This is a genomic window from Mesorhizobium sp. M0189 (assembly GCF_040322135.1).
Classification (GTDB): Bacteria; Pseudomonadota; Alphaproteobacteria; order Rhizobiales; family Rhizobiaceae; genus Mesorhizobium.
The window spans coordinates 245908-268934 of the sequence record NZ_JAMYSW010000004.1 but is presented as its reverse complement, the minus strand read 5'-3'; the positions used below and the strand labels follow the sequence as shown (position 1 = coordinate 268934).

The window sequence follows — 23027 nt, the reverse complement described above, 5'->3', positions numbered from 1 at the left end:
GCTGCTATTCGATGGCAGTGGAAGTAGAGCGAGTGAGACGATCGGGCGCCGCCAGGCGCCCGCCGCGGATTCTGCCCGCCTTCGTGTCGAAAATCACGGTGCCGATGCGCCGGTTTCTCGGCCATCACATCTTTTCCAGCCTGACGCGGCGTATTCTCTTTCTCAATCTTGCCGGCCTGGCCGTCCTGGTCACCGGCATTCTCTACCTCAACACCTTTCGAGACGGGCTGATCGACGCCCGTGTCGAGAGCCTGATGACCCAGGGCGAGATCATTGCCGGCGCGATTGCCGCATCGGCGACGGTCGAGACCGATTCGATCAGCATCGATCCGGAAAAGCTGCTTGAGTTGCAGGCTGGCGAAAGCCTCGGCCCGGGCTCCGATCAGCTCGACAATCTCGATTTCCCGATCAATCCGGAGCGCGTGGCGCCGGTGCTCAGGCGGTTGATCTCGCCGACGCGCACGCGCGCCCGCATTTACGACCGCGACGCCAACCTGCTGCTCGATTCCCGCCATCTCTATTCGCGCGGTCAGATCCTTCGCTACGATCTGCCGCCGGTCGAAGAGGAGCAGCCGGTTCTTCTGGAGCGCATCCAGAAATTCGTCTTCGATTTCTTCCGCAATAAGCAGCTGCCCGTCTATCGCGAGCAGCCGGGCGGCAACGGTGCCGCGTTTCCCGAAGTGGTCAAGGCGCTTACCGGCAGTCCGTCGACGATCGTGCGGATCTCGGAGCAGGGCGAGCAGATCGTTTCCGTGGCGGTGCCGATCCAGCGCTTCCGTGCCGTTCTCGGCGTACTGATGCTGTCGACCGAAGGTGGCGACATCGACAAGATCGTCGCGGCCGAGCGCAAGGCGATCCTGCGCGTGTTCGGCATCGCCGCGCTGGTTACCGCTATCCTGTCGATGCTGCTGGCCTCCACCATCGCCAACCCGCTGCGCCGGCTTTCCGCGGCGGCGGTCAGGGTTCGCCGCGGTGTCAAGAACCGCGAGGAAATTCCCGACTTCTCCGACCGCCAGGACGAGATCGGCAATTTGTCGATCGCCGTGCGCGACATGACCAATGCGCTCTACGCCCGCATTGAGGCGATCGAAAGTTTTGCCGCGGATGTCTCGCATGAATTGAAGAACCCACTCACCTCGCTGCGCAGCGCGGTGGAGACATTGCCGCTGGCCAAGAACGACAATTCGCGCAGCCGGCTGATGGATATCATCCAGCACGATGTGAGGCGCCTGGACCGCCTGATCACCGATATTTCCGATGCCTCCCGTCTCGATGCCGAACTGGCGCGGGAAGACGCGGGAACTGTCGACCTGAAGAAGTTCATCACCGATCTGGTCGCCGTCTCGCGCGAGGCCACACGCAACAAGAAGGCGGTCGAGATCGAATTCAAGGTCGCCAAACTGCCGCAGGGCGTGAAAGGCTACTTCGTCGTCGGCCATGATCTGAGGATCGGCCAGGTGATCACCAACCTGATCGAGAATGCCCGCTCGTTCGTTCCCGAAGAACGTGGCCACATCACCATATCGCTGGCGCGCGCCGGCAAGTTCAACATCGTCACCGTCGACGACAATGGCCCCGGCATCCGGGCCGACAACATCGATCGCATTTTCGAGCGGTTCTATACCGACCGGCCGGCCGGCGAGGCGTTCGGCCAGAACTCGGGCCTTGGCCTGTCGATATCCCGGCAGATCGTCGAAGCCCATGGCGGCACGTTGAGCGCCGAGAACATCCCGGGCACCAAGCCTGGCGAGATCAAGGGCGCCCGCTTCGTGGTGACGCTGCCGGCCGAAGGCTGACGGATGAATTCCAATCACGCCTGGTCCTATTGTGCAGCCTGAAAACATTCACGGCACCGCCATCCTGATAGGTGATTGCGGCATTCTCATCACCGGACCGTCCGGCTTGGGCAAGACGACGCTGGCGCTCGCCTTGATCGATCATTGCAGCCAGCGCGGGCTGTTTTCGCGGCTGATCGGCGATGACCAGCTCTTTGCTGCCGATTGCGAGGGGCGGCTGGTCTGCCGCGCACCAGTCAGCATAGCCGGCCTCGTCGAGGTGCCGGGATTCGGCCCCAAGCCGATACCATTCGAGCCAAGCTGCGTGATCGACCTCATTATCCGGCTGGTGCCAGCCGGCAAAATGGCCCGCTTCCAAGAAGACTGCAGCGAACTCGTTTTCGGCGTACCAGTGCCGCGCATCGATCTTGCCGGGCGCAATGTCGCGGCGGCCTTGCCGGCAGTGATGTCGCGCCTGTCGATTGCGCCTTTCCTGTGATCCGATTTGGATTTTTTGCTGCAATGCGTCAAATTGGTCTGGGCCGGCGCAATTTTGGGCTTGTCAACGGGCCTTGCGTCGACAAGATAGCGCTCCCGCCACCTGGAACGGTCGGCGAGCATAAAATGCGCCTGTGAAGCGGCGATGACGGGAGCCACCAAAGAATGATCGGACTCGTGCTTGTAACGCACGGTCAACTGGCCGCCGAGTTCCGCAATGCCGTGGAACATGTCGTAGGGCCACAAGACAATTTCGAGACCGTGGCGATCGGTGCCGACGATGATATGGAACAACGCCGCCGCGACATTATCGACGCAGTCGGCCGCGTCGATACCGGATCAGGCGTCATCGTTTTGACCGACATGTTCGGCGGCACGCCCTCCAACCTCGCCATTTCCGTGATGGAATCCGGCCGCATCGAGGTCATTGCCGGCATGAACCTGCCGATGCTGATCAAGCTGTCCAGCGTTCGCAAAGGCGACAACATGGCGGCCGCGCTGGATGAGGCGCAGGCTGCCGGCCGCAAATACATCAACGTCGCCAGTCAGCTCCTGAGCAGCAAATGAGCGCGCTGTTGCCGGAAAAGGACAAGATCGTTCGCGACTTTCCGATCGTCAACCAGCGCGGCCTGCACGCGCGCGCCTCGGCCAAGTTCGTTCAAATTGCCAGCGGCTTCAATGCCACGGTCCAGGTCGAGAAGGACGGCGTCAAGGTCGGCGGCACCTCGATCATGGGCCTGATGATGCTGGCGGCGAGCCCCGGCTATTCGATCCGCGTCACCGCCAGCGGCCCGCAGGCCGAAGAGGTCATCGATGCGCTGGAGCAACTGGTTGCTTCCCGTTTTGGCGAGGAATGCTGACGGCGCTCTCTCGTGTTGGTCGCCGCTGAAGACATGCACGGATAAAGATTTCTTTATATCCCATTGTCGTCCGACTCCCGATCTGCTAGTCAGGCCGGCAACTCGCGCCCTCCGACACGCCTTCGGGGCGGGGCGCGTCCCGCAATCAATTCGCATCGGAGCACTGCCATGACGGGTAGCAAGGATTATGTGGTCGCCGACATCGCGCTTGCCGGCTGGGGCCGCAAGGAGATCGAGATCGCCGAAACCGAAATGCCGGGCCTGATGGCCTGCCGCGAGGAATTCGGCGACAAGAAGCCGCTCAGGGGCGCGCGCATCACCGGCTCGCTGCACATGACCATCCAGACCGCGGTGCTGATCGAAACGCTTAAGGCGCTCGGCGCCGATATCCGCTGGGCTTCCTGCAACATCTTCTCGACCCAGGACCACGCTGCCGCGGCCATTGCCGAGGCCGGAATTCCGGTGTTTGCCGTCAAGGGCGAGACGCTGGAGGATTATTGGGTCTACACCGACAAGATCTTCCAGTGGGCCGATGGCGGCACCTCCAACATGATCCTCGACGACGGTGGCGATGCCACCATGTACATCCTGATCGGCGCCCGCGCCGAGGCCGGCGAGGATGTGCTGTCCAATCCGGGCAGCGAAGAGGAAGAGATCCTGTTTGCCCAGATCAAGAAACGCATGCAGGCATCGCCCGGCTTCTTCACCAAGCAGAAGGAAGCGATCCGCGGCGTCACCGAAGAGACGACGACCGGCGTCAACCGGCTCTATCAGTTGCAGAAAAAAGGCCTGCTGCCGTTCCCGGCGATCAACGTCAATGATTCCGTCACCAAGTCGAAATTCGACAACAAATATGGCTGCAAGGAATCGCTTGTCGACGGCATTCGCCGCGGCACCGACACGATGATGGCCGGCAAGGTCGCGGTCGTCTGCGGCTATGGCGACGTCGGCAAGGGCTCGTCGGCTTCGCTCAAGGGTGCCGGTGCCCGCGTCAAGGTCACCGAGGTCGATCCGATCTGCGCGCTGCAGGCAGCGATGGACGGTTTCGAGGTGGTCACGCTCGAAGACGCGGCACCGACGGCAGACATCGTCATCACCACCACCGGCAACAAGGACGTCGTTACCCTCGACCACATGCGCCTGATGAAGGACATGGTGATCGTCGGCAACATCGGTCACTTCGACAACGAGATCCAGGTGGCGTCGCTGCGCAACCTGAAATGGACCAACATCAAGCCGCAGGTCGATATGATCACCTTCCCGGACGGCAAGCGGATGATCCTTTTGTCGGAAGGCCGTCTGCTCAACCTCGGCAACGCCACCGGCCACCCGAGCTTCGTCATGTCGGCGTCCTTCACCAACCAGGTGTTGGCCCAGATCGAGCTGTACACCAAGCCCGGTCAGTACGAGAACCAGGTCTATGTCCTGCCGAAGCATCTCGACGAAAAGGTCGCGCGCCTGCATCTCGATAAGCTCGGTGCCCGCCTGACCGAACTGTCCGGCGAACAGGCCGCCTATATCGGCGTCACCCCGCAGGGACCGTTCAAGCCGGAACACTACCGCTATTAACCACGACGAAACTTGCCACTAGATATTGAAGCCGGGCGATTGACTTTTCGCCCGGCTTTATTTTTGCGCTGATTGATTCTTCACGCCGATTCGCGCAAGCGCTATGGTGCTGATTCGCGGTCCGGGGACGAGGCCCGGGCGCACGCATCAGGGCGGTCTTGCATTCAGGCGGCGAAGAGGACCAAGACATGCCGGGGGATAACCCGCCTTGCGCGGGACAGGCCGTTTCCGGCGGCCATAACGATTCGATCACGGGCTCCGCTGCCAGAGGCGGCAGCCTTTTATGCCGTGCCGGCAGCCGTGTCGGGGTGCTGCTTGCTTCTTCCGCGCTGGTTGGTCCGCTGCTTGGCTTTGCCGCACATGCCCAAACCCGCGTGGCGCAAAAGGCCGGGCTGTCGGTCAGCACGGTCGAGGTCATGCAACTCGCCATGTTTGTCGGCGTCATGGGGGCGGCATTGCTGTCGGCCATCTTTCTGATCCGCGAAAGGGCGCGCACCGCGGCGGAAAATGCCGAGCTCAGGACCCGCATCGCCGACGTCAATGCCGCGCTGCAGCGCTCCGAGGCGCTGCTCCATTCCCGCGACCAGCGCGTGGTCGTATGGGCCGCCGAAAACAAGAAACCCGAGCTTGTCGGAACATTGCCGATCGAGAGCGGCGCGCCGGAGGACCGGGCGGCCTTCCTGGCTTTCGGCCGCTGGCTGATGCCGCGTTCGGCGGCCGCGTTGGAACATGCCGTGGCGGCGCTGCGGGACAAGGCAAAGCCCTTCGATCTGGTCATCGAATCGCAGGCCGGCCAGCCGCTCGAGGTTCACGGCCGCAAGAGTGCGGCGCATGTATTGGTTCGCTTCGTCTCGCTTTCGGAGACACAGCGAAGCCAGGCCAGGCTGAAGATCGAGAACCAGCGCTTGGCCGCCGACCATGAGACGCTGATCGGACTTCTCGATGCGCTCAAGATGCCGTCATGGCTACGCACCGTCGACGGGCGGCTGAAATGGGTCAACCGGGCCTATGCCGAAGCGGTCGAGGCCGAGAATGCCGAATCGGCGGTTCGTGACAGCAAGGAATTCCTCGGCGGCCAGGCGCGCGACACGATTGCTGCGCAGCACAAGTCGCACCCCGTCTTCGAACAGACGCTCTCCACTGTGATCGAAGGCGACCGCCGTATGTTTGCCGTGACCGACTTTGCCGGGGCGGATGGTTCGGCTGGTCTTGCCTGCGACATCAGCGCCATCGAGGCCATTCGCGCCGAGTATGAGCGGACCGTGCAGAGCCACGCCGATACGCTCGATCAGCTCAACACTGCCGTGGCGATTTTCGATACCGACGAGAAATTGCGGTTTTTCAATCAGGCGTTCCAGAAACTATGGGGCCTCGACAGCGGCTTCCTGCACAGCGCGCCGGACAACGCCTTGCTGCTCGACCGCCTGCGCAGCGAAGGCAAGATTGCCGAGCAGCCCGAATGGCGGCGCTGGAAAGAGAGCTTGCTCGGCGCTTATCGCGCGGTTGAATCGCAGGAGCATTGGTGGCATCTGCCGGACGGCAAGACCATTCGCGTCGTCGCCAACCCGCAGCCCAAGGGCGGCGTCACCTGGGTGTTCGAGAACCTGACCGAGAAGATGGACCTTGAAAGCCGCTACCAGACCGCCGTCCGGGTTCAGGGCGAGACGCTCGACAACCTTGCCGAAGGCGTCGCTGTATTCGGTCCCGACGGCAGGCTGAGATTGTCCAACCCGGCCTTCGCAGCACTGTGGGGGCTGGATGCCGATGCCTCAAAACCCAACGTCCATGTCTCGACAATCCGCGACCTTTGCGACCGCCGTGCCGTCGACAGTCCGTGGGGCGGGTTCGTTGCCGCCATCACCGGCTTCGACGACGAGCGCCGCGACCGCCACGGCCAGACCGAATTGAACAACGGCACCGTTTTGCGCTACGCCGTCATCCCCTTGCCCAACGGCCAGGTGATGATGACCTTCGTCGACGTTACCGACAGCGTCAATGTCGAGCGGGCGCTGAAGGACAAGAATGAGGCGCTGCAAAAGTCCGACCAGATCAAGAACGAATTCGTGCAGCACGTCTCCTATGAGCTGCGCTCGCCACTCACCAACATCATCGGCTTTACCGAGCTTCTTTCACTGCCGTCGACTGGTCCGTTGAACCAGAAGCAACGCGAATATATCGGGCATGTCGGCTCGTCCTCCTCGGTCCTGCTCACCATCGTCAACGACATCCTCGATCTGGCGACGGTGGATGCCGGCATCATGGAACTCGACATTTCCGAAGTTCACATCGATCGAACCATTACAGCCGCCGCCGAACTGGTCGCCGACCGACTGGAGGAACATGCGATCAAGCTTAGGATCGACGCGGCGGCCGCGCCGAAAACCTTCCACGGCGACGAAATCCGCGTCCGCCAGATCCTCTACAATCTGCTCAGCAATGCCGCCAATTACGCGCCGGAGGCGAGCACCATAACGCTCGCCTGCCGCCAACTTGCCGACGGCGTGGAATTTTCCGTTCACGATGACGGTCCCGGCATGCCGCCGGACCTGCTTGACTCAGTGTTCCGGCGCTTCGAGCCGCGCACCAATGGCGGCCGCCGCCGCGGCGCCGGGCTCGGCCTGTCGATCGTCAAGAGCTTTGTCGAACTGCATGGCGGCAGCGTCCGCATCGAGACCGGCAGGGACAAGGGCACGACGGTTGTTTGCGCCTTTCCCGACACGCCGTCCGGCATCCGCGCGGCGGCCGAGTAGCGCGTTCGATGGCGGTATTGGTGCTCGAGCGTTTTCTCGCCGACGAGGCTGCGACGGCAAGGCTTGGTGAGGACCTCGCCATGTCGCTGCGCATTGGCGACGTGCTCGCTCTCAAGGGCGATCTCGGCGCCGGCAAGTCGACCTTGGCGCGGGCGCTGGTCAAGGCACTGGCCGACGATGCCGGCCTCGACGTGCCGAGCCCGACCTTTACGCTGGTCCAGAGTTACGACACGCGTGTGCCGGTCCATCATTTCGATCTCTACCGCTTGGGCGCGGCATCCGAGTTGGACGAGCTGGGTTTCGACGAGGCGCTGACGCAAGGGGCCGCACTGGTCGAATGGCCGGAACGGGCAGAGGCATATTTGCCGAAAACCTCGGTGCTGGTCGAACTTCTCCAGCAGGGCGACGGCCGATTGGCGAGACTATCGGGAGGGGGCGCCGCCTTCGAGCGCGCGGCGCGATCGCTGGCCATGCGCGATTTTCTCGGCCAGGCCGGTTGGGGCGAAGCGCAGCGGCGATATTTCATCGGTGATGCCTCGGCTCGCTCCTACGAGATCGTCACGCTCGCCGGATTTCCGCCGCGCGTGCTGATGAACTCGCCAAGGCTGGTGCTCGGACCGCCAGTCCGCGACGGCAAACCCTATGCCGAGATCGCCCACACCGCGCAATCCGTTTCGGCGTTCGTCGCCATTGACCGTGCCTTGCGGGCCGGCGGCGTCAGCGTCCCGGAAATCCATGCCCAGGATCTCGACCAGGGTTTTCTGCTGCTGGAGCATCTCGGGTCCCAAGGGTTCCTGGACAAGCGCGGCCAGCCGGTGGCCGAGCGCTACGCGGCGGCGGCCGAACTGCTTGCCATGATGCACGGCAAAACATGGCCGGCCAGCATGCAGGCCGGCCCCGGCGTCTTCCACGAGGTGCCGCCTTTCGATCGCGACGCCATGATGATCGAGGCCGAATTGCTGGTCGACTGGTATGTCTCTGCGATATCAGGCGCTCCGCCAAGCGAGGCGTTGCGCGCCGGTTATCGCAGCGAATGGAATGCGGTGCTCGATCGGCTCGAGGGGCGCGAATACACGCTAATGCTGCGCGACTTCCATTCGCCCAACCTGATCTGGCGCGGTGACCGTTCCGGTCACGATCGTCTCGGCGTCGTCGATGTCCAGGATGCGCTCATCGGTCCGTCAGCCTACGACGTCGCCTCGCTCGCCATGGACGCGCGCGTCACCATTTCACCTGAAATCGAAAAGCACACGCTCGCCGCCTATATCGCCGCGCGACGCGACGCCGGCGTCTTCGATGAAGACGAATTCCGCGAAACCTATGCAATCATGGCTGCACAGCGCAATTCCAAGATCCTCGGCATTTTCGTGCGGCTCGAAAAACGCGACAGCAAGCCTTATTATCTGAAGCATCTGCCGCGCATCCGCGATTATCTTCGCCGGGCGCTGGCGCATCCGGCGCTGGCCGGGCTGCAGGATTTCTACATCGCCCACGGCTTGCTGGAGGAACGCTCGATTTGAAGGCTAAGGATTTGGGCCTGAAAGCGTCGGGACCGATGCCGACGACCGCCATGGTGCTTGCCGCCGGGCTCGGCAAGCGCATGCGGCCGATCACCGAGACCATGCCGAAGCCGCTGGTCAAGGTCGCCGGCAAGACATTGCTCGACTGGGGGCTGGACAGCCTAGCCGAAGCCGGTGTCGCCAAGGCCGTCGTCAACGTCCATTACCTGCCGCAACAGATCGTGGACCATGTAGCCCGCCGCAGTGCGCCGAGAATCGTCATCTCGGATGAGAGCAGCGGCCTGCTCGACTCTGCCGGCGGCATCGTCAAGGCATTGCCCAGGTTAGGGGCACCCTTCTATGTGCTCAACGCCGACACCTTCTGGATCGACAGCGGCGTTTCCAATCTCAGGCGACTTGCCCTTGCATGGGAGGGCGCGACAATGGACATTCTGCTGATGCTTGCGGATCTCCAGTCGGCAACCGGACATAGCGGCGGCACCGATTTCCTGATGGCGCCGGACGGCGCGTTGCGGCGTGCGAACAACGATCCGGCCGGCCTGATCTATGCCGGCGCCGCAATCGTCCATCCGCGCATCTTCAAGGACGCGCCGGCCGGCCCGCTGTCGCTCAACGCCTATTTCCATGCGGCAATCGCCGCCGGCCGCCTGTTCGGCATGACGATGCGTGGCCATTGGATCACTGTCGGCACACCCGACGCGATCCCGCGGGCGGAAGCAGTGGTCGCTGCCGCGCTTGCCGGCACGCCCGATGCTCTTGCTGAGGCACCCGGCGCTCTTGCCGAGTCGAAATGAGCGGCTCCCGCCGCGTTTTCTCGATCCCGCCCGGAGCGCCGTTCCTGCCGACGCTAGCCGAGGCGCTGCTTGCAGGGCGCCTGGTTCCCGGCTTTGCCTATGATGGCGATCCGCTGGTGCTGGCCGATCTCACCATCTACGTGCCGACGCGCCGTGCAGCGCGGGCGCTCCGCGGCGTCTTCGTCGATGCTCTCTCGCGCTCGGGAAGCCGTTCGGCGATCCTGCCGGTCATCCGCCCACTTGGTGAGTTTGATGAAGATGAAGCCGCCTTCGAGACGGAAGCGTCGGCCGTCATCGACTTTGCGCCGCCGATCGCCGCGGTCGAGCGTCTTCTGCTGCTTGCGCCGCTGGTGCGGGCGTGGAAACGCCGCCTGCCCGCACATGTCGCGGCATTGTTCGACGAGGAGATCGTCATCCCGGCCTCCGCCGCCGACGCCATCTGGCTGGCGCGCGACCTTGCACGGCTGATGGATGAGATCGAGACGGAAGGCACGGATTGGGCGAGGCTCGCCGACCTCGTAACCGGCAACCTTGCAGGCTGGTGGCAGGTGACGCTCGATTTCCTGACCATCGTGACTGAGAACTGGCCGAAGCTGCTCGAGGAACGCCGTCGCTCCAATCCGGCAGCGCATCGCAATGCCCTGATAAGGCTGGAAGCGGCGCGGCTGAAGCGCAATCCACCCGCCGGGCCGGTGATCGCCGCCGGCTCTACCGGCTCCATCCCCGCCACGGCCGAGCTGCTTGCCGTAATCGCCGGTCTGCCCAATGGCGCTGTTGTGCTGCCCGGCCTCGACCGGACGCTGGACGAGCCGTCCTTTGCCGCCGTCAGTGCACCTGGTGCGCGGCCGGCTGTGCTTGGCCATCCGCAATACGGCCTGGCAAAGTTGATCGGCAAGATCGGGGTGCTTCGGGCCGATGTCGGGGAGCTTGCTGTTGCGCCGCGGCCACTTGCGCTGCGCGCCGCACTTGTCGGCGAGGCGCTGCGGCCGGCGGAGACCACCGAGCTCTGGGCCGAGACGCGCGCGCGCTTCACCGCTGGCGATAGTGCCGAGGCCTTCGCTGGTGTGACGCTTCTCGAGGCCGCCAGCGAACGCGACGAAGCCGTGGCGATCGCCGTTGCGCTCAAACAGGCCGTCGAACGGCCCGGCCAGCGCGCCGCACTGGTCACCGGCGACCGCGCGCTGGCGCGACGCGTCTCGGTCGAGCTGTTGCGCTTCGGCGTCGCCGCCGACGATTCCGGCGGCACGCCGCTCATCAACACGCCAGCCGCCAGCCTGCTCCGGCTGGCGCTTCAGGCGGCGTTCCGCCCGGGCGATCCGGTCGCCCTGCTGTCACTGCTCAAGCATCCCTTGCTTGGCCTCGGCCTGGAGCGGGCAAGCGTCCGCCATGCGGCCGAAATCGTCGAACTCGTGGCGCTGCGCGGCGGCACCGGTCGCCCGGACGTCGCGTCGCTGCCGCAACTCTTCGGTGCCCGGCTTGCCGAATTCGACGACGGCGGCAATCGCCGCCCGCCTTTCTGGCGATCGCGCCTCTCGGTCAGGCGCATCGAACAGGCGCGCGATCTGCTGATCCGGCTAACGGCTGCGCTGGCGCCGCTGGTTGCCTTTCGCGGCGAGGAGAATGCCGATCTTGCCACGCTTGTGCGCGCCAGTGTCGGCGTGCTCGAAAGCCTCGGCCGCGCTGCTGACGGAAGCCTCAGCGAACTCTATGCCGGCGATGCCGGTGAAAAGCTTGCCGAGCTCTTGCGCGGTCTGGTCGCGGCCTCGGTGTCGTTCTCCTTCGCCGCGGACGAATGGCCCGATGTGATGGAGGCGCTGATTGCGCCCGAAATGGTCAAGCCGGCGCAGGGCACCGACAGGAGCATCGCCATCTGGGGCGTGCTGGAAGCGCGGCTTCAGGATATCGACACGCTGGTCGTCGGCGGACTCAACGAAGGCGTGTGGCCGCGCAAGCCGGAGAGTGACCGCTTTATGTCGCGGCTGATGAAGACCGGCATCGATCTTGAACCGCCGGAGCGGCGCATCGGCCTTGCCGCCCATGATTTCCAGATGGCCATGGGCGCCAAAAAAGTGGTGCTGGCTCGCTCCGCCCGTTCCGGCGACGCTCCGTCGGTGCCGTCGCGCTGGCTGCAGCGTATCCTTACCTTCGTCGGCGAGGACCATGCTGTGGCACTTCGCCGGCGCGGCGATGAACTGCTTGCCTGGGCGCGTGCGCTTGATGCCGGCGAAAAGCAGGACTTTGCGCCGAGGCCGCAGCCGAAACCGCCGCTCGCCCTGCGGCCGCACCACTTCTCGGTCACCGAGATCGAGACGCTACGTCGCGACCCGTATGCGGTCTATGCCAGAAGGATACTCGGCCTGATGCCACTCGATCCGGTCGTTCGTGATCCGGGCGCTGCCGAGCGCGGCACGCTGTTTCACGCCATTCTGCACCTCTTCTCAGCGAGGGTGGCCGACCCGCGCGCGCCGGAGGCGCTGGACGGGCTCATCGCCGCCGGCCGGTCCTGCTTTGCCGATGCTGCCCTGCCCGCCGATGTCGAGGCGGTGTGGTGGCCGCGCTTCGAAAAGCTTGCCGCCGGCATTATCGAATGGGAGCGCGGCCGGGCCGCCGCCGTGGTACGGCGGCACGCCGAGGAACGCGCCGAAAAGACCGGCGTCGGCCGATCCGGCGTGACCCTGTCCGGCTATGCCGATCGCATCGATCTGCTGGCCGGCGGCATGGCCGACATCCTCGATTACAAGACCGGCTCCTCGCCATCCAAAGCGCAGGCGCACACGCTGCTCGCGCCGCAACTGGCGCTGGAGGGCGCGCTGCTGCGTCGCGGCGCCTTCAAGGAGCTTGGCGCATGCGAGCCGTCGCAATTGGCCTTCGTGCGGCTGAAGCCGAACGGAGAGGTGTTCGAGGAATCGATCCTCGAATACAACCGCAAGCCGCGAACCGCCGCCGATCTCGCCGAAGAGGCTTGGGCGCGGCTGGAAAAACTGCTGATCCACTACGCCGACCCGGCGACCGGCTATCTGTCGCGGGCGCTGCCGTTCCGCGAAGGTGAGACCGACGGCGACTACGACCATCTCGCCCGCGTGCTGGAATGGTCCGCCGGCGGCGACGCCGACGAGGAGGGAGGGGAGGCGTGAAGAAGGCCTATCCCATCCCGAGCGACACCGCCGCCAGCCAAGCGAGCGCCTCCGACCCGCATAACTCCGCATGGGTGTCGGCAAACGCCGGATCGGGCAAGACCCATGTGCTCGCCCAGCGCGTCATCCGGCTTTTGCTGCGCGGCACCGATCCGTCCAAGATCCTGTGCTTGACCTATACGCGCGCCGCCGCCGCCAACATGTCGAACCGGGTGTTTTCGACCCTGTCGCAATGGACGGCGCTTGGTGATGCCGAGCTCTCGACACGGATAGAGGCGCTGGACAGCCGCCAGCCCGACCGCGAAACCATGCGCCGGGCGCGGCGGCTGTTTGCCGAGGCGCTGGAAACACCGGGCGGGCTGAAGATCCAGACCATTCACGCCTTCTGCGAATCGGTGCTGCATCAGTTCCCGCTGGAAGCCAACATCCCGGCGCATTTCGAAATGCTTGATCCGCAAATGGAGGCTTCGCTGTTTGCCGCCGCCCGCCGCGACATGATCTCCGGCGGTGTTGCAGGCGATGCGGCACTGGCCGAAGCTTTTGCCACCGTGCTGGAGCGCGGCGGCGAACATGGGCTCGACGCATTGCTGGCCGAAATCGTGCGCAAGCGCGACGGTCTGCGCGCCTTCATCGCCATGGCCGGCGGCAATGGTTTTCAGGCGCTGTTCGACGAGTTCCAATTCCGAGCCGGCCAGACCGCCGAAGGCATAGCCGACTCGGTCTGGCCGCTGCCCGGCTTCCTGCCGGATTATCTCGTCACCTTTTCACGGGCGGCCGAGGCCGCCGATGCACGCATCGTGCTGAACAATCTGCTGCCATACGCCCGTCTTGCCTTCGCCGAGCAGGATCCGGTCCGACGCCTGAATCTGCTTGCCAAGGCTCTCCTGAGGGCCGATGGCGAGCCTTATGATCCGGCAAAGACGTTCAAGAAGGCGCTGCTCGACCGGCTGCCCGATCTTGCCGAACGTTATCTCGTGGCGGTCGACGCCATTCTCGAAATCTCCGACCGCCTGGCCTTGTTCAGGATGTTGGAAGGCACGCGTGCCGCGCTGACCATCGCCGACTGGCTGATCGCCCGCTACGAGCAATTGAAGCGCGCCCGCGGCTTCCTCGACTTCAACGACCTGATCACCCGCACTGTCAATCTATTGGCGCGGCCCGACGCCGGCCCATGGGTGCAATACAAGCTCGACCAGGGCATCGACCACATCCTCCTCGACGAGGCGCAGGACACCAGTCCCAACCAGTGGGACGTGGTCAAGCGGCTGGCGGAGGAGTTCTTTGCCGGGCTCGGCGCCCGCGACGCCGTCCACCGCACCATCTTTGCGGTCGGTGACGAAAAGCAGTCGATCTATTCCTTTCAGGGGGCCGCCCCGGATTCCTTTGCTGACAGCCGGCTTTTGTTTGCCGGCAAAGTTAGAAGCGCCGCCGCCGCCTTCGCCGATCTCAAGCTGACCTGGTCGTTCCGCTCGACCGACGACGTGCTTGCGGCGGTGGATCGGGTCTTTGCCGACCCGAACGTGCGGCGCGGCATCAGCCACGATCCCGATCCGCTCGACCACAAGGCGATCCGCACCGATGCGCCGGGTTATGTCGAGGTCTGGCCGTCGATCGGCGCCGATGTCGTCGACGAACCAGACGATTGGACGCAAGCGGTCGACCATGCCCATGCGCCGGCAGTACGCGTCGCTGAAAACGTCGCGGCAACCATTGCCGGCTGGATCGGCGGCGGCGAGACTATCGAAGGCCGCGGCAAGAAACTGCGGCCCGGCGACGTGCTGGTGCTGGTGCGCAAGCGCGATCGCTTCGTCCATGCGCTGACGCGGGCGCTGAAGCGCCGCGACATTCCGGTGGCCGGCGCCGACCGGCTCAGCCTGCCCGGCCACATCGCGGTGAAGGACCTGATCGCACTCGGCCATTTTCTCATCCAGCCGCAGGACGATCTGTCGCTGGCCGCCGTGCTGCGCAGCCCGATCTTCGATGTCTCGGAAGAGCAGCTTTTCGCGCTTGCTGCCGAGAGGCCGTCGGGCGTCTCGCTGTTCGCCTCGCTGCGCCGGCATGCCGGCGAAAGCGAGGCGTTGGCCGCCGTCGTCAGCCGGCTCGACACATGGTCGAACGAAGTCGCATTCAAGCCGGTGTTCGAATTTTACGCCGGAGCTCTCGCCCGCGACGGCCTGCGCAAGAAGATGATCGCGCGGCTCGGTCCGGAGGCCGGCGACATCCTCGACGAATTCCTGAATTTCTGCCTGGCCGAGGAGCGGACCGGCCTGCCGGGACTGGAATCCTTCCTGTCGACATTGGAAAACGCCGGCCCCGAGATCAAGCGCGAAATGGACCAGACCCGCGACGAGGTTCGCGTCATGACCGTGCATGCCGCCAAGGGCCTGGAAGCGCCGGTGGTATTCCTGGTCGATGGCGGCTCCGCGCCGTTCAGCGACCAGCACCTGCCGAGATTGATGCCGTTCGAAGGGTCGGGCGACTGCTGGGAGGGCAAGGGCTATCTCTGGCGGTCGGCCAGCGATGTCGCCAATGGATTTTCACGCGCCGCATCGGCCCGCGCCCGCGAGCTCGCCGACGACGAATACCGCCGGCTGCTCTATGTCGGCATGACTCGCGCCGAGGATCGGCTGATCGTCTGCGGCTACCATGGCAAGCGGGCGCAGAATACCGGCACCTGGCATTCGGTCGTCAGCCGCGCGCTGGTCGGCGCCGCTGAAAGCGCGGAACGCCGGCATCCCGCCACTGGCGAGACCGTGCATCGTTTCCAGGTGACGAAGCTGCCGCCCATGCCACTGGCGGCAGTGGATGAGGCACGGCAGGCGGAACGCTTTGCGCCACTGCCGGAAACCCTGTTCCAGCCTTTGCCGCCTTTCGAGGAACTGCCGCGGCCGCTCTCGCCGTCCGGCGCCTCGGTGCTGATCGACGAGGCGCGGCAAGCGGTGGCCGACACGCGTTCGCCGGTATTGGATGCCGACGCCGAGCCCGGCTTTGCCGTGATTCGCGGGTTGGCGCTGCACAAATTGCTGCAGATGCTGCCCGGCATCGCCGAGGGAAAACGCCAGGATGCCGCCGAGCGCTATTTGGCGCGCGCCGGAGCTCAATGGCCTGAAGACGAGCGCGACAAAGCCTTGGCTGGCGTTTCCAGAATTCTTGCCGACAGCCGCTTCGCGCCGCTGTTTGCACCAAACTCGCGCGCTGAAGTCGCCATCATGGGCAGCCTGGAGGTGAGGGGCAAACTGCGCTCGATCTCCGGCAAGATCGACCGGCTGGCGGTAGCGCCGGACAAGGTGTCGATCGTCGACTACAAGACCAACCGGCCTGCGCCGGCGACGCTCGCCGAAGTGCCGCAAGCCTATGTTCTGCAACTCGCACTTTATCGCGCGCTGCTTCAGCCGCTCTATCCGGGACGCGAGGTCTCGGCGGCGCTGCTGTTCACCGAGGCGCCGCGGCTGATCGAACTGCCGGCGGCCGCAATGGACGACGCGCTTGCTAGACTCACGGGAGCGTGACACAACACTTGCTTGAAGACGGACACGATCACCACCACATTTGGTGCGACGAACAAATCGAAAGGATCTCAGCATGGCCACCGTCAAGGTCGACAAGAGCAATTTCCAGGCCGACGTGCTCAACGCCAAGGAGCCGGTCGTGGTCGATTTCTGGGCGGAATGGTGCGGCCCGTGCAAGATGATCGCCCCGGCGCTTGAGGATATCGCCATCGAACTCGGTAGCAAGATAAAGATCGCCAAGCTCAACATCGACGAGAATCCTGAGCTGGCTGCGCAGTTCGGCGTGCGCTCGATCCCGACACTGATGATCTTCAAGGGCGGCGAAGTCGCCGATATGAAGGTCGGTGCTGCGCCGAAAACGGCATTGTCGCACTGGATCAACGGCAGTCTCGCCTGATCCGATCAAAGTTTTGCAGAAAAGCCCGGCCTCGTGCCGGGCTTTCTTTTTGCTGGCGTCATTGGTGGGCCGCTCTGGCACTCGCGGCTTGCCGCCCCGTATTCTTCTCTTCTGAATACAAAGGAGAAGCGATATGACCGGATCCGCCAAGGCCACCGTCTTCATCGACAATGAGCGCGTCATCGTCACCGAATACCGCTTCGCCCCGGGCGACAACACCGGCTGGCACCGCCATGGCCACGACTATGTGATCGTGCCGTTGACCGACGGCAAGGTGAAGCTCCTGACCAAGGATGGCGAATCCTTCGCCGAAATGAAGAAGGGCGCGCCCTATTTCCGCAACGAGGGCGTCGAACATGACGTCATCAGCGCGAACGACGGCGAATTCGCCTTTATCGAGGTCGAGCTGAAGTAATCCACCAAGCATCGGCTGCGCCGCCACATTGTCCGGCGACGCGCGATCACCAATCCGCGATACGATCGCCGCCGACGAATTGTGCGCTTTTCTCAGTGTATTCGAACAGTTCGATCTTCACGCCGTTGGGGTCGCGGATCCAAGCCTGGTAGGTGTCATCGCACGCGCGTTTCTTTGAGGTGACATCAACCCCCTTTGACCTCAGGTGGGGGATCGCGGCGTCGATGTTTTCCACTTCGAGGCAGAAGTGGTTGATCTGGTTCAAGTCGCTATAGCTCGCGCCGTCTTTCTGGAACACCTCGACATGGCTACGGCTGCCGCAATTGAGATAGAAGCCGAAAATCTTGCCGTCGCGCAGGAAATTGAACTGCGTATCCATGCCGAGGACGTCCCGATAGAAGCTTCGCGTCTTCTCTAGGTCATTCGCGAAAATGCAAACGTGAGCGAGCTGCTTTACCTTGATCATGACTGGCTCCTCGCGGTGATCTGATGAGTCTGGCGTTATCGTGGCATGGGGGAGGCACGCCTCAAACCGGCGGCGTGCCGTTTTCGGCCAATACCGCACCGGCCAGGTAAAGCGATCCGCCGATCAGGATGCGCGGCGGCGGTCCGTCCCATGTATCGCGCAGCAGCATCAGTGCATTGGCGACGGAACTGACGGGTTCGGCCGACAGGCCGGCCTCGATGGCGCGCGTCGCCAGTTCGTCGTTCGGCACGCCGGCGTCGCTCGTGCTCACCGGCACGGTGTAGACATGCCGCACCAGCCCTTTGAAGGCGCGGAAATAGCCGCTCTGGTCCTTGGTGTTGATCATGCCCGAGATCAGGAACAGCGGCCGCGGGTTCTTTTCCTCCTGCTCGGCCAGCGCCTCGGCGACGACCACGCCGGCGCCGGGATTATGGCCGCCGTCGAGCCAGATGTCGGCGCCCTTCGGCGCCAGTTCGGTCAGCCGGCCCAGCGGCAGCTTTTGCATGCGGCCCGGCCAGGCGACATTCGCCATCGCCTTCTCGGCAGCGCGGTGGCTGATCTCGAAGCCCGCCGCTTTGACCGCCGCGATCGCCGCTGCCGCATTGGCGAATTGGTGGCGCCCCGGCAGGCGCGGCGGCGCCAGGTCCATCAATCCGTCTTCGTCCTGATAGACCATGCGCCCGTTTTCCTCATAGGCAAGGAAATCCTGGCCATAGACGAAGGCGGGGCAGTCGAGCCGTTCGGCGGTTTCGATGAGCACCTGCTGCGCCGTCTCGCTTTCCTGCGCGCCGATGACGACCGGGCATCCACGCTTGATGATGCCGGCCTTTTCGGCGGCGATCAGTTCAACGCGGTCGCCGAGATAGGCTTCGTGGTCGAGCGAGACCGGCATGATCACCGACACGGCCGGCTCGGCGATGACATTGGTTGCGTCGAATCGGCCGCCAAGGCCGACCTCGAGGATGACGGCATCGGCCGGATATTCGGAAAACAGCACGAAGGTGACTGCGGTGAGGATTTCGAACACGGTGATCTTCTGGCCTTGATTGGCCTTGGCGACGCGGGCGATGGCTTCGGCGAAGACCTTGTCGTCCACCAGCCTGCCGCCGCCATCGGCGGCCAGTCGGTAGCGCTCATGCCAGTTCACCAGATGTGGCGATGTGTGGACATGGACGCGGTAGCCGGCGGCTTCGAGCAGCGCCCGTGAAAAGGCGGCACAGGAGCCCTTGCCGTTGGTGCCGGCGATGTGGATGACCGGCGGCAGCTGGTCCTGCGGGTTGCCGAGGCGCTCGAGTAGCCGCGAAATGCGGTCAAGCGAAAGGTCGAAGCCCTTCGGGTGAAGCGCCATCAGGCTTTCGATTTCGCGGTCGGCGGCAAGCGTGGTCATGAAGGAATCCTAAGCGTGCGCACAACGGCACACAACAGCCGCCCGCGCCGCATGATGTCGTGTCAGGCTTGCGGCCTGGCCTCGACCGGGATCACCGACGGCGGCAGGATTTCCGGCTCCTGCGATTTTTGCTCTTCCGGCAGCTTGAGCAGCATTCTCAGCAGCCGCGCAATCGTCTGGCGCATCTCCAGCCGTGACACCACCATGTCGACCATGCCGTGTTCCATCAGATATTCGGCGCGCTGGAAGCCGTCGGGCAGCTTTTCCCTGATGGTCTGCTCGATGACGCGCGGGCCGGCAAAGCCGATCAGGGCGCCGGGCTCCGCAATGTGCACGTCACCCAGCATGGCGTAGGAGGCGGTGACGCCGCCGGTCGTCGGGTTGGTCAGGACGACGATGTAGGGAAGGCCGGCCTCCTTCAGTCTGTCGACGCCGACCGTGGTCCGCGGCAACTGCATCAGCGACAGGATGCCTTCCTGCATACGGGCGCCGCCGGAGGCCGCAAACAGGATCAGCGGCCGCTTGCGCTGCAGGGCGACCTCAAAGCCATGCACGATGGCGTCACCGGCCGCCATGCCGAGCGAGCCGCCCATGAAGGCAAAATCCTGCACCGTCACCACCACCGGCAGGCCTTCGACGGTACCCAGCGCATTGATGATGGCGTCTTCCATGCCGGTCTTGGCCTTGGCATCCTTCAGCCGGTCTACATAGCGCTTCTCGTCGCGGAACTTGAGTGGATCCTGCACCACCTTGGGGTTTTCCAGCGTTTCGTATTTGCCGTCGTCGAGGAAGAACTTCAGCCGTTCCTTGGCCGATATCTTCATATGGTGGCCGGAGGACGGGATGACGAACTGGTTCTGCTCCAGATCCTTGTGGAACACCATTTCGCCGGTCTCGGGATCCTTGATCCACAGGTTTTCCGGCATGTCGGTGCGGCGGCCGAGCATCGAATTGATCTTCGGGCGGACGTAATTGGTGATCCAGTTCATCGCTTCGGCTCCTGTCCTTACGAAGAGTTAGACCATGATCCCGAAAAGTGGAAACCGGTTTTCGGCAAAGATCATGGTCAACCAGATGATCAAGACTATTCGGCGGCAGCAAGGCGAGCCGCGCGAACCCCTTGCGACAGCCCGCTGACCAGCGTGGCGACAGCTTCTGCCGGATCGGCGGTCTTTTCGCCCTTCGGCCCGAGCACGTTGGCGACCGCATTGACGATCGCCGTGCCGACGACGACGCCGTCGGCCGAGGCACCGATGGTGCGCGCCTGCTCGGCGGTCTTGACGCCGAAGCCGACGCAGACGGGCAGGTCGGTATGGCTCTTGATGCGCTTGACCGCTGCCGCCACCTTGCCGGTGTCGGCCAGCGCCGAGCCGGTAATGCCGGTCATCGAGACATAGTAGACGAAGCCCGACGTGTTCTGCAGCACCTTGCGCAGGCGCTTGTCGTCGGTGGTCGGGGTCGCCAGCCGGATGAAGTTGATGCCGGCCTTGAGTGCCGGGATGCAAAGCTCCTCGTCCATCTCCGGTGGCAGGTCGACGACGATCAGCCCGTCTATGCCGCTGGCCAGCGCGTCGCTCAGGAAGCGCTTGACGCCGTAGATGTAGATCGGATTGTAGTAGCCCATCAAGACAATCGGCGTTTCATTGTCGCCGGCGCGGAATTCCGAGGCCATCTTCAGCGTCTTGACCAGTGTCTGGCCGCCCTTCAGCGCCCGCAGGCCGGCCGCCTGGATCGCCGGGCCGTCGGCCATTGGATCAGAAAACGGCATGCCGAGCTCGATGATGTCGCTGCCGGCGCCAGGCAGCGCCTTCATGATCGACAGCGACGTGTCGTAGTCGGGGTCGCCGCCCATGAAATAGGTGACGAGTGCCGGTCGGCCTTCGGCCTTCAGCGTCGCCATGCGGCGGTCGATACGGGTGGTCATGATCAGATCTCCATGCCCAGCATATTGGCCACCGTATGCACGTCCTTGTCGCCGCGGCCGGACAGATTGACGATGACGATCTGGTCCTTGTCCATATCAGGCACGATCTTCACCGCCTGCGCGATAGCGTGGGCGGATTCCAGCGCCGGAATGATGCCCTCGACGCGCGTCGTCAGCTGAAACGCCTCGAGCGCCTCGTCGTCGAGGATCGGCACATAGTCGACGCGGCCGGAATCGCGCAGCCACGAGTGCTCCGGCCCGACGCCGGGATAGTCGAGCCCGGCCGAGATCGAGTGGCCGTCCATGATCTGGCCGTCGGCGTTCTGCAGGAGGTAGGTACGGTTGCCATGCAGCACGCCGGGCGCGCCGGCACTCATCGAAGCGCAATGCTCGATGCCATCGAGGCCGCGGCCGCCGGCTTCGACGCCGATGATGCGAACCTCTTTGTCGTCGAGGAAGGGATGGAACAGGCCGATGGCGTTGGAACCGCCGCCGACACAAGCGATGATGGTGTCCGGCAGCCGGCCTTCCTGCTCGAGGATCTGGGCGCGCGCCTCGGTGCCGATCACCGATTGGAAGTCGCGCACCAGCTCTGGATAGGGGTGGGGGCCGGCGGCGGTGCCGATCAGGTAATAGGTGTCCTCGACATTGGTCACCCAGTCGCGCAACGCCTCGTTCATGGCGTCCTTCAGCGTGCCGTGGCCGGCGGTCACCGGCCGCACTTCCGCGCCCAGAAGCTTCATGCGAAAGACGTTGGGGCTTTGCCGGGCGACATCGGTCGCGCCCATATAGACGATACAGGGAAGCCCAAAGCGCGCCGCCACTGTAGCGGAAGCGACGCCATGCTGGCCGGCTCCGGTCTCGGCGATGATCCTCGTCTTGCCCATGCGCTTGGCGAGCAGGATCTGGCCGAGGCAGTTGTTGATCTTGTGCGAGCCGGTGTGGTTCAGATCCTCGCGCTTGAAATAGACCTTTGCGCCCCCGCCGAGGCCCTTCGCTGCGGAAACCTCGCGAAGATGCCTGGTCAAGCCTTCGGCGAAATAGAGCTTCGACGGCCGCCCGGCGTAATGCGTCGAGAGATCGGTCAGTTCGGCCTTGAAGTCCGGATCGTTCTTGACCTCGTTCCAGTGCCGCTCCAGCTCAAGGATCAGCGGCATCAGCGTTTCGGCAACGAAACGACCGCCAAAAATGCCGAACATGCCCTGCTCGTCGGGGCCGGTGCGGAAGGAATTCGGTATCGCCGGCTTATCCATCGCCGATCTCCTGGTCTGTGGTTTGAAGCGTGGTCAGGCGGCGCGGTTGTCGCGTGCTGCCCCGACGGCCCGGAAAAATTGTTCGATCAGCGCCGGTTCCTTGACGCCCGGCGCGCTTTCCACGCCCGAGGAAAGATCTATTCCGCGCGGGTTCGCCAGCCGAAGGGCGTCGCCGATATTGCCGGCATTGAGCCCACCGGAAAGCATGTAATCGACGCCGGCGTCAAGGCCGGCCAGAATGCGCCAGTCGAAGGCAAGACCGTTGCCGCCCGGCAGTTCCGAACCCTTAGGCGGCTTGGCATCGAACAGAAAGCGGTCGGCAATGCCGATGAAGGGTTTAACCCACTCGAGATCGGCAGCCTCGCTGACCGGCAGTGCCTTCATCACCGGCAAGCCGTAGCGCGCCTTCACCTCAGCCACCCGGTCGGGCGTTTCGGCGCCGTGAAGCTGCAGCATGTCGGGCTGCATTTTTTCGACGATCTCGTCCAGGAACGCGTCGCTGGCGTCGACCGTCACCGCAACCGCCTTGGTCTTGCCGCGCGCCGCTTCGCGCAGGCGGCCGGCTTCCACCGGCTCGACATAGCGCGGGCTTTTGGCAAAGAAATTGAAGCCGACATGGCTGGCGCCGCCGGCCAATGCCGCGGCCAGTGCCTTGTCAGTCTTCAATCCGCATATCTTGATGTCCAGCGCCATGGCGCGGGATTGGCACGAAACGACCAAAGAGTCGAGAAAAAGCATCCTGTTTGCCGCCGGCGCGGAACGCGCTACCTTGCTAA

18 protein-coding genes are annotated in these 23027 nt (G+C 64.1%); 12 read left to right on the top strand and 6 right to left on the bottom strand.

Going from position 1 to position 23027, the window contains the following annotated elements:
• Nucleotides 1-11: 11 nt before the first annotated feature.
• The 12 genes from NKJ09_RS09655 (at nt 12) to NKJ09_RS09600 (ending at nt 17221) form a co-directional block, all read left to right on the top strand.
• A complete protein-coding gene (locus NKJ09_RS09655; protein WP_352495249.1) occupies nt 12-1796 on the top strand; it encodes a sensor histidine kinase in 1785 nt (594 codons plus the stop codon).
• 31 nt (nt 1797-1827) lie between these two features.
• Nucleotides 1828-2274 carry an HPr kinase/phosphorylase gene (locus NKJ09_RS09650; protein WP_352516065.1) on the top strand — a complete coding sequence of 149 codons (447 nt, stop codon included), beginning with the start codon at nt 1828-1830 and terminating at the stop codon, nt 2272-2274.
• Nucleotides 2275-2438: 164 nt separating this feature from the next.
• Nucleotides 2439-2840, top strand: coding sequence for a PTS sugar transporter subunit IIA (locus NKJ09_RS09645; protein WP_023718280.1), 402 nt, complete (start codon nt 2439-2441; stop codon nt 2838-2840).
• Nucleotides 2837-3133: an HPr family phosphocarrier protein gene (locus tag NKJ09_RS09640; RefSeq protein WP_023718281.1), complete on the top strand. Its 297-nt coding sequence runs from the start codon at nt 2837-2839 to the stop codon at nt 3131-3133. The genes NKJ09_RS09645 and NKJ09_RS09640 overlap by 4 nt, the downstream gene beginning before the upstream one ends.
• Before the next feature lie 168 nt (nt 3134-3301).
• Nucleotides 3302-4702: an adenosylhomocysteinase gene (ahcY, locus tag NKJ09_RS09635; protein WP_352495247.1), complete on the top strand. Its 1401-nt coding sequence runs from the start codon at nt 3302-3304 to the stop codon at nt 4700-4702.
• Nucleotides 4703-4890: 188 nt separating this feature from the next.
• Nucleotides 4891-7452: a sensor histidine kinase gene (locus tag NKJ09_RS09630; protein ID WP_352484479.1), complete on the top strand. Its 2562-nt coding sequence runs from the start codon at nt 4891-4893 to the stop codon at nt 7450-7452.
• Between the two features lie 8 nt (nt 7453-7460).
• Nucleotides 7461-8972, top strand: a complete 1512-nt coding sequence (gene tsaE, locus NKJ09_RS09625) for a tRNA (adenosine(37)-N6)-threonylcarbamoyltransferase complex ATPase subunit type 1 TsaE (RefSeq protein ID WP_352495246.1) — start codon at nt 7461-7463, stop codon at nt 8970-8972.
• Between the two features lie 50 nt (nt 8973-9022).
• On the top strand, nt 9023-9766 hold the full coding sequence (locus NKJ09_RS09620) for a nucleotidyltransferase family protein (protein WP_352516067.1): 744 nt from the start codon (nt 9023-9025) through the stop codon (nt 9764-9766).
• The gene (gene addB / locus NKJ09_RS09615; protein ID WP_352495244.1) at nt 9763-12900 is read left to right on the top strand and encodes a double-strand break repair protein AddB; all 3138 of its coding nucleotides are present in this window, start codon (nt 9763-9765) and stop codon (nt 12898-12900) included. Before NKJ09_RS09620 ends, addB begins: the two co-directional genes overlap by 4 nt.
• Entirely contained in the window at nt 12897-16409 is a 3513-nt protein-coding gene (gene addA / locus NKJ09_RS09610) for a double-strand break repair helicase AddA (protein WP_352495243.1), read from the top strand. Before addB ends, addA begins: the two co-directional genes overlap by 4 nt.
• A gap of 73 nt (nt 16410-16482) precedes the next feature.
• Nucleotides 16483-16806, top strand: coding sequence for a thioredoxin (gene trxA / locus NKJ09_RS09605; RefSeq protein WP_023677558.1), 324 nt, complete (start codon nt 16483-16485; stop codon nt 16804-16806).
• Between the two features lie 133 nt (nt 16807-16939).
• On the top strand, nt 16940-17221 hold the full coding sequence (locus NKJ09_RS09600) for a cupin domain-containing protein (protein WP_023718287.1): 282 nt from the start codon (nt 16940-16942) through the stop codon (nt 17219-17221).
• Nucleotides 17222-17267: 46 nt separating this feature from the next.
• Here the strand turns inward: NKJ09_RS09600 and NKJ09_RS09595 are convergent, their stop codons facing one another.
• The 6 genes from NKJ09_RS09595 to NKJ09_RS09570 all read right to left on the bottom strand — a co-directional run bounded on the left by NKJ09_RS09595 (nt 17268) and on the right by NKJ09_RS09570 (nt 22944).
• Nucleotides 17268-17687 carry a VOC family protein gene (locus tag NKJ09_RS09595; RefSeq protein ID WP_352495242.1) on the bottom strand — a complete coding sequence of 140 codons (420 nt, stop codon included), beginning with the start codon at nt 17685-17687 and terminating at the stop codon, nt 17268-17270.
• Between the two features lie 61 nt (nt 17688-17748).
• Nucleotides 17749-19074 (bottom strand): bifunctional folylpolyglutamate synthase/dihydrofolate synthase, encoded by a 1326-nt coding sequence (locus NKJ09_RS09590; RefSeq protein WP_352495241.1) that lies wholly within the window; start codon nt 19072-19074, stop codon nt 17749-17751.
• Nucleotides 19075-19136: 62 nt separating this feature from the next.
• Nucleotides 19137-20063 (bottom strand): acetyl-CoA carboxylase, carboxyltransferase subunit beta, encoded by a 927-nt coding sequence (gene accD / locus NKJ09_RS09585; RefSeq protein WP_023718290.1) that lies wholly within the window; start codon nt 20061-20063, stop codon nt 19137-19139.
• Between the two features lie 95 nt (nt 20064-20158).
• Nucleotides 20159-20998 carry a tryptophan synthase subunit alpha gene (gene trpA, locus NKJ09_RS09580; RefSeq protein WP_352495240.1) on the bottom strand — a complete coding sequence of 280 codons (840 nt, stop codon included), beginning with the start codon at nt 20996-20998 and terminating at the stop codon, nt 20159-20161.
• Between the two features lie 2 nt (nt 20999-21000).
• Nucleotides 21001-22251 carry a tryptophan synthase subunit beta gene (gene trpB, locus NKJ09_RS09575; protein ID WP_023718292.1) on the bottom strand — a complete coding sequence of 417 codons (1251 nt, stop codon included), beginning with the start codon at nt 22249-22251 and terminating at the stop codon, nt 21001-21003.
• Nucleotides 22252-22284: 33 nt separating this feature from the next.
• The gene (locus tag NKJ09_RS09570; protein ID WP_352495262.1) at nt 22285-22944 is read right to left on the bottom strand and encodes a phosphoribosylanthranilate isomerase; all 660 of its coding nucleotides are present in this window, start codon (nt 22942-22944) and stop codon (nt 22285-22287) included.
• Nucleotides 22945-23027 lie beyond the last annotated feature (83 nt).

What these genes read in the sequence shown, in the direction of transcription:
- NKJ09_RS09570 (WP_352495262.1), bottom strand. Translation starts at nt 22,944, where the DNA reads ATGGCGCTGGACATCAAGATATGCGGATTGAAGACTGACAAGGCACTG.
- accD (WP_023718290.1), bottom strand. Translation starts at nt 20,063, where the DNA reads ATGAACTGGATCACCAATTACGTCCGCCCGAAGATCAATTCGATGCTC.
- NKJ09_RS09640 (WP_023718281.1), top strand. Translation starts at nt 2,837, where the DNA reads ATGAGCGCGCTGTTGCCGGAAAAGGACAAGATCGTTCGCGACTTTCCG.
- trpB (WP_023718292.1), bottom strand. Translation starts at nt 22,251, where the DNA reads ATGGATAAGCCGGCGATACCGAATTCCTTCCGCACCGGCCCCGACGAG.
- addB (WP_352495244.1), top strand. Translation starts at nt 9,763, where the DNA reads ATGAGCGGCTCCCGCCGCGTTTTCTCGATCCCGCCCGGAGCGCCGTTC.
- NKJ09_RS09595 (WP_352495242.1), bottom strand. Translation starts at nt 17,687, where the DNA reads ATGATCAAGGTAAAGCAGCTCGCTCACGTTTGCATTTTCGCGAATGAC.
- NKJ09_RS09630 (WP_352484479.1), top strand. Translation starts at nt 4,891, where the DNA reads ATGCCGGGGGATAACCCGCCTTGCGCGGGACAGGCCGTTTCCGGCGGC.
- NKJ09_RS09620 (WP_352516067.1), top strand. Translation starts at nt 9,023, where the DNA reads ATGGTGCTTGCCGCCGGGCTCGGCAAGCGCATGCGGCCGATCACCGAG.
- NKJ09_RS09590 (WP_352495241.1), bottom strand. Translation starts at nt 19,074, where the DNA reads ATGACCACGCTTGCCGCCGACCGCGAAATCGAAAGCCTGATGGCGCTT.
- NKJ09_RS09645 (WP_023718280.1), top strand. Translation starts at nt 2,439, where the DNA reads ATGATCGGACTCGTGCTTGTAACGCACGGTCAACTGGCCGCCGAGTTC.
- NKJ09_RS09600 (WP_023718287.1), top strand. Translation starts at nt 16,940, where the DNA reads ATGACCGGATCCGCCAAGGCCACCGTCTTCATCGACAATGAGCGCGTC.
- ahcY (WP_352495247.1), top strand. Translation starts at nt 3,302, where the DNA reads ATGACGGGTAGCAAGGATTATGTGGTCGCCGACATCGCGCTTGCCGGC.
- trpA (WP_352495240.1), bottom strand. Translation starts at nt 20,998, where the DNA reads ATGACCACCCGTATCGACCGCCGCATGGCGACGCTGAAGGCCGAAGGC.
- trxA (WP_023677558.1), top strand. Translation starts at nt 16,483, where the DNA reads ATGGCCACCGTCAAGGTCGACAAGAGCAATTTCCAGGCCGACGTGCTC.
- NKJ09_RS09655 (WP_352495249.1), top strand. Translation starts at nt 12, where the DNA reads ATGGCAGTGGAAGTAGAGCGAGTGAGACGATCGGGCGCCGCCAGGCGC.
- tsaE (WP_352495246.1), top strand. Translation starts at nt 7,461, where the DNA reads ATGGCGGTATTGGTGCTCGAGCGTTTTCTCGCCGACGAGGCTGCGACG.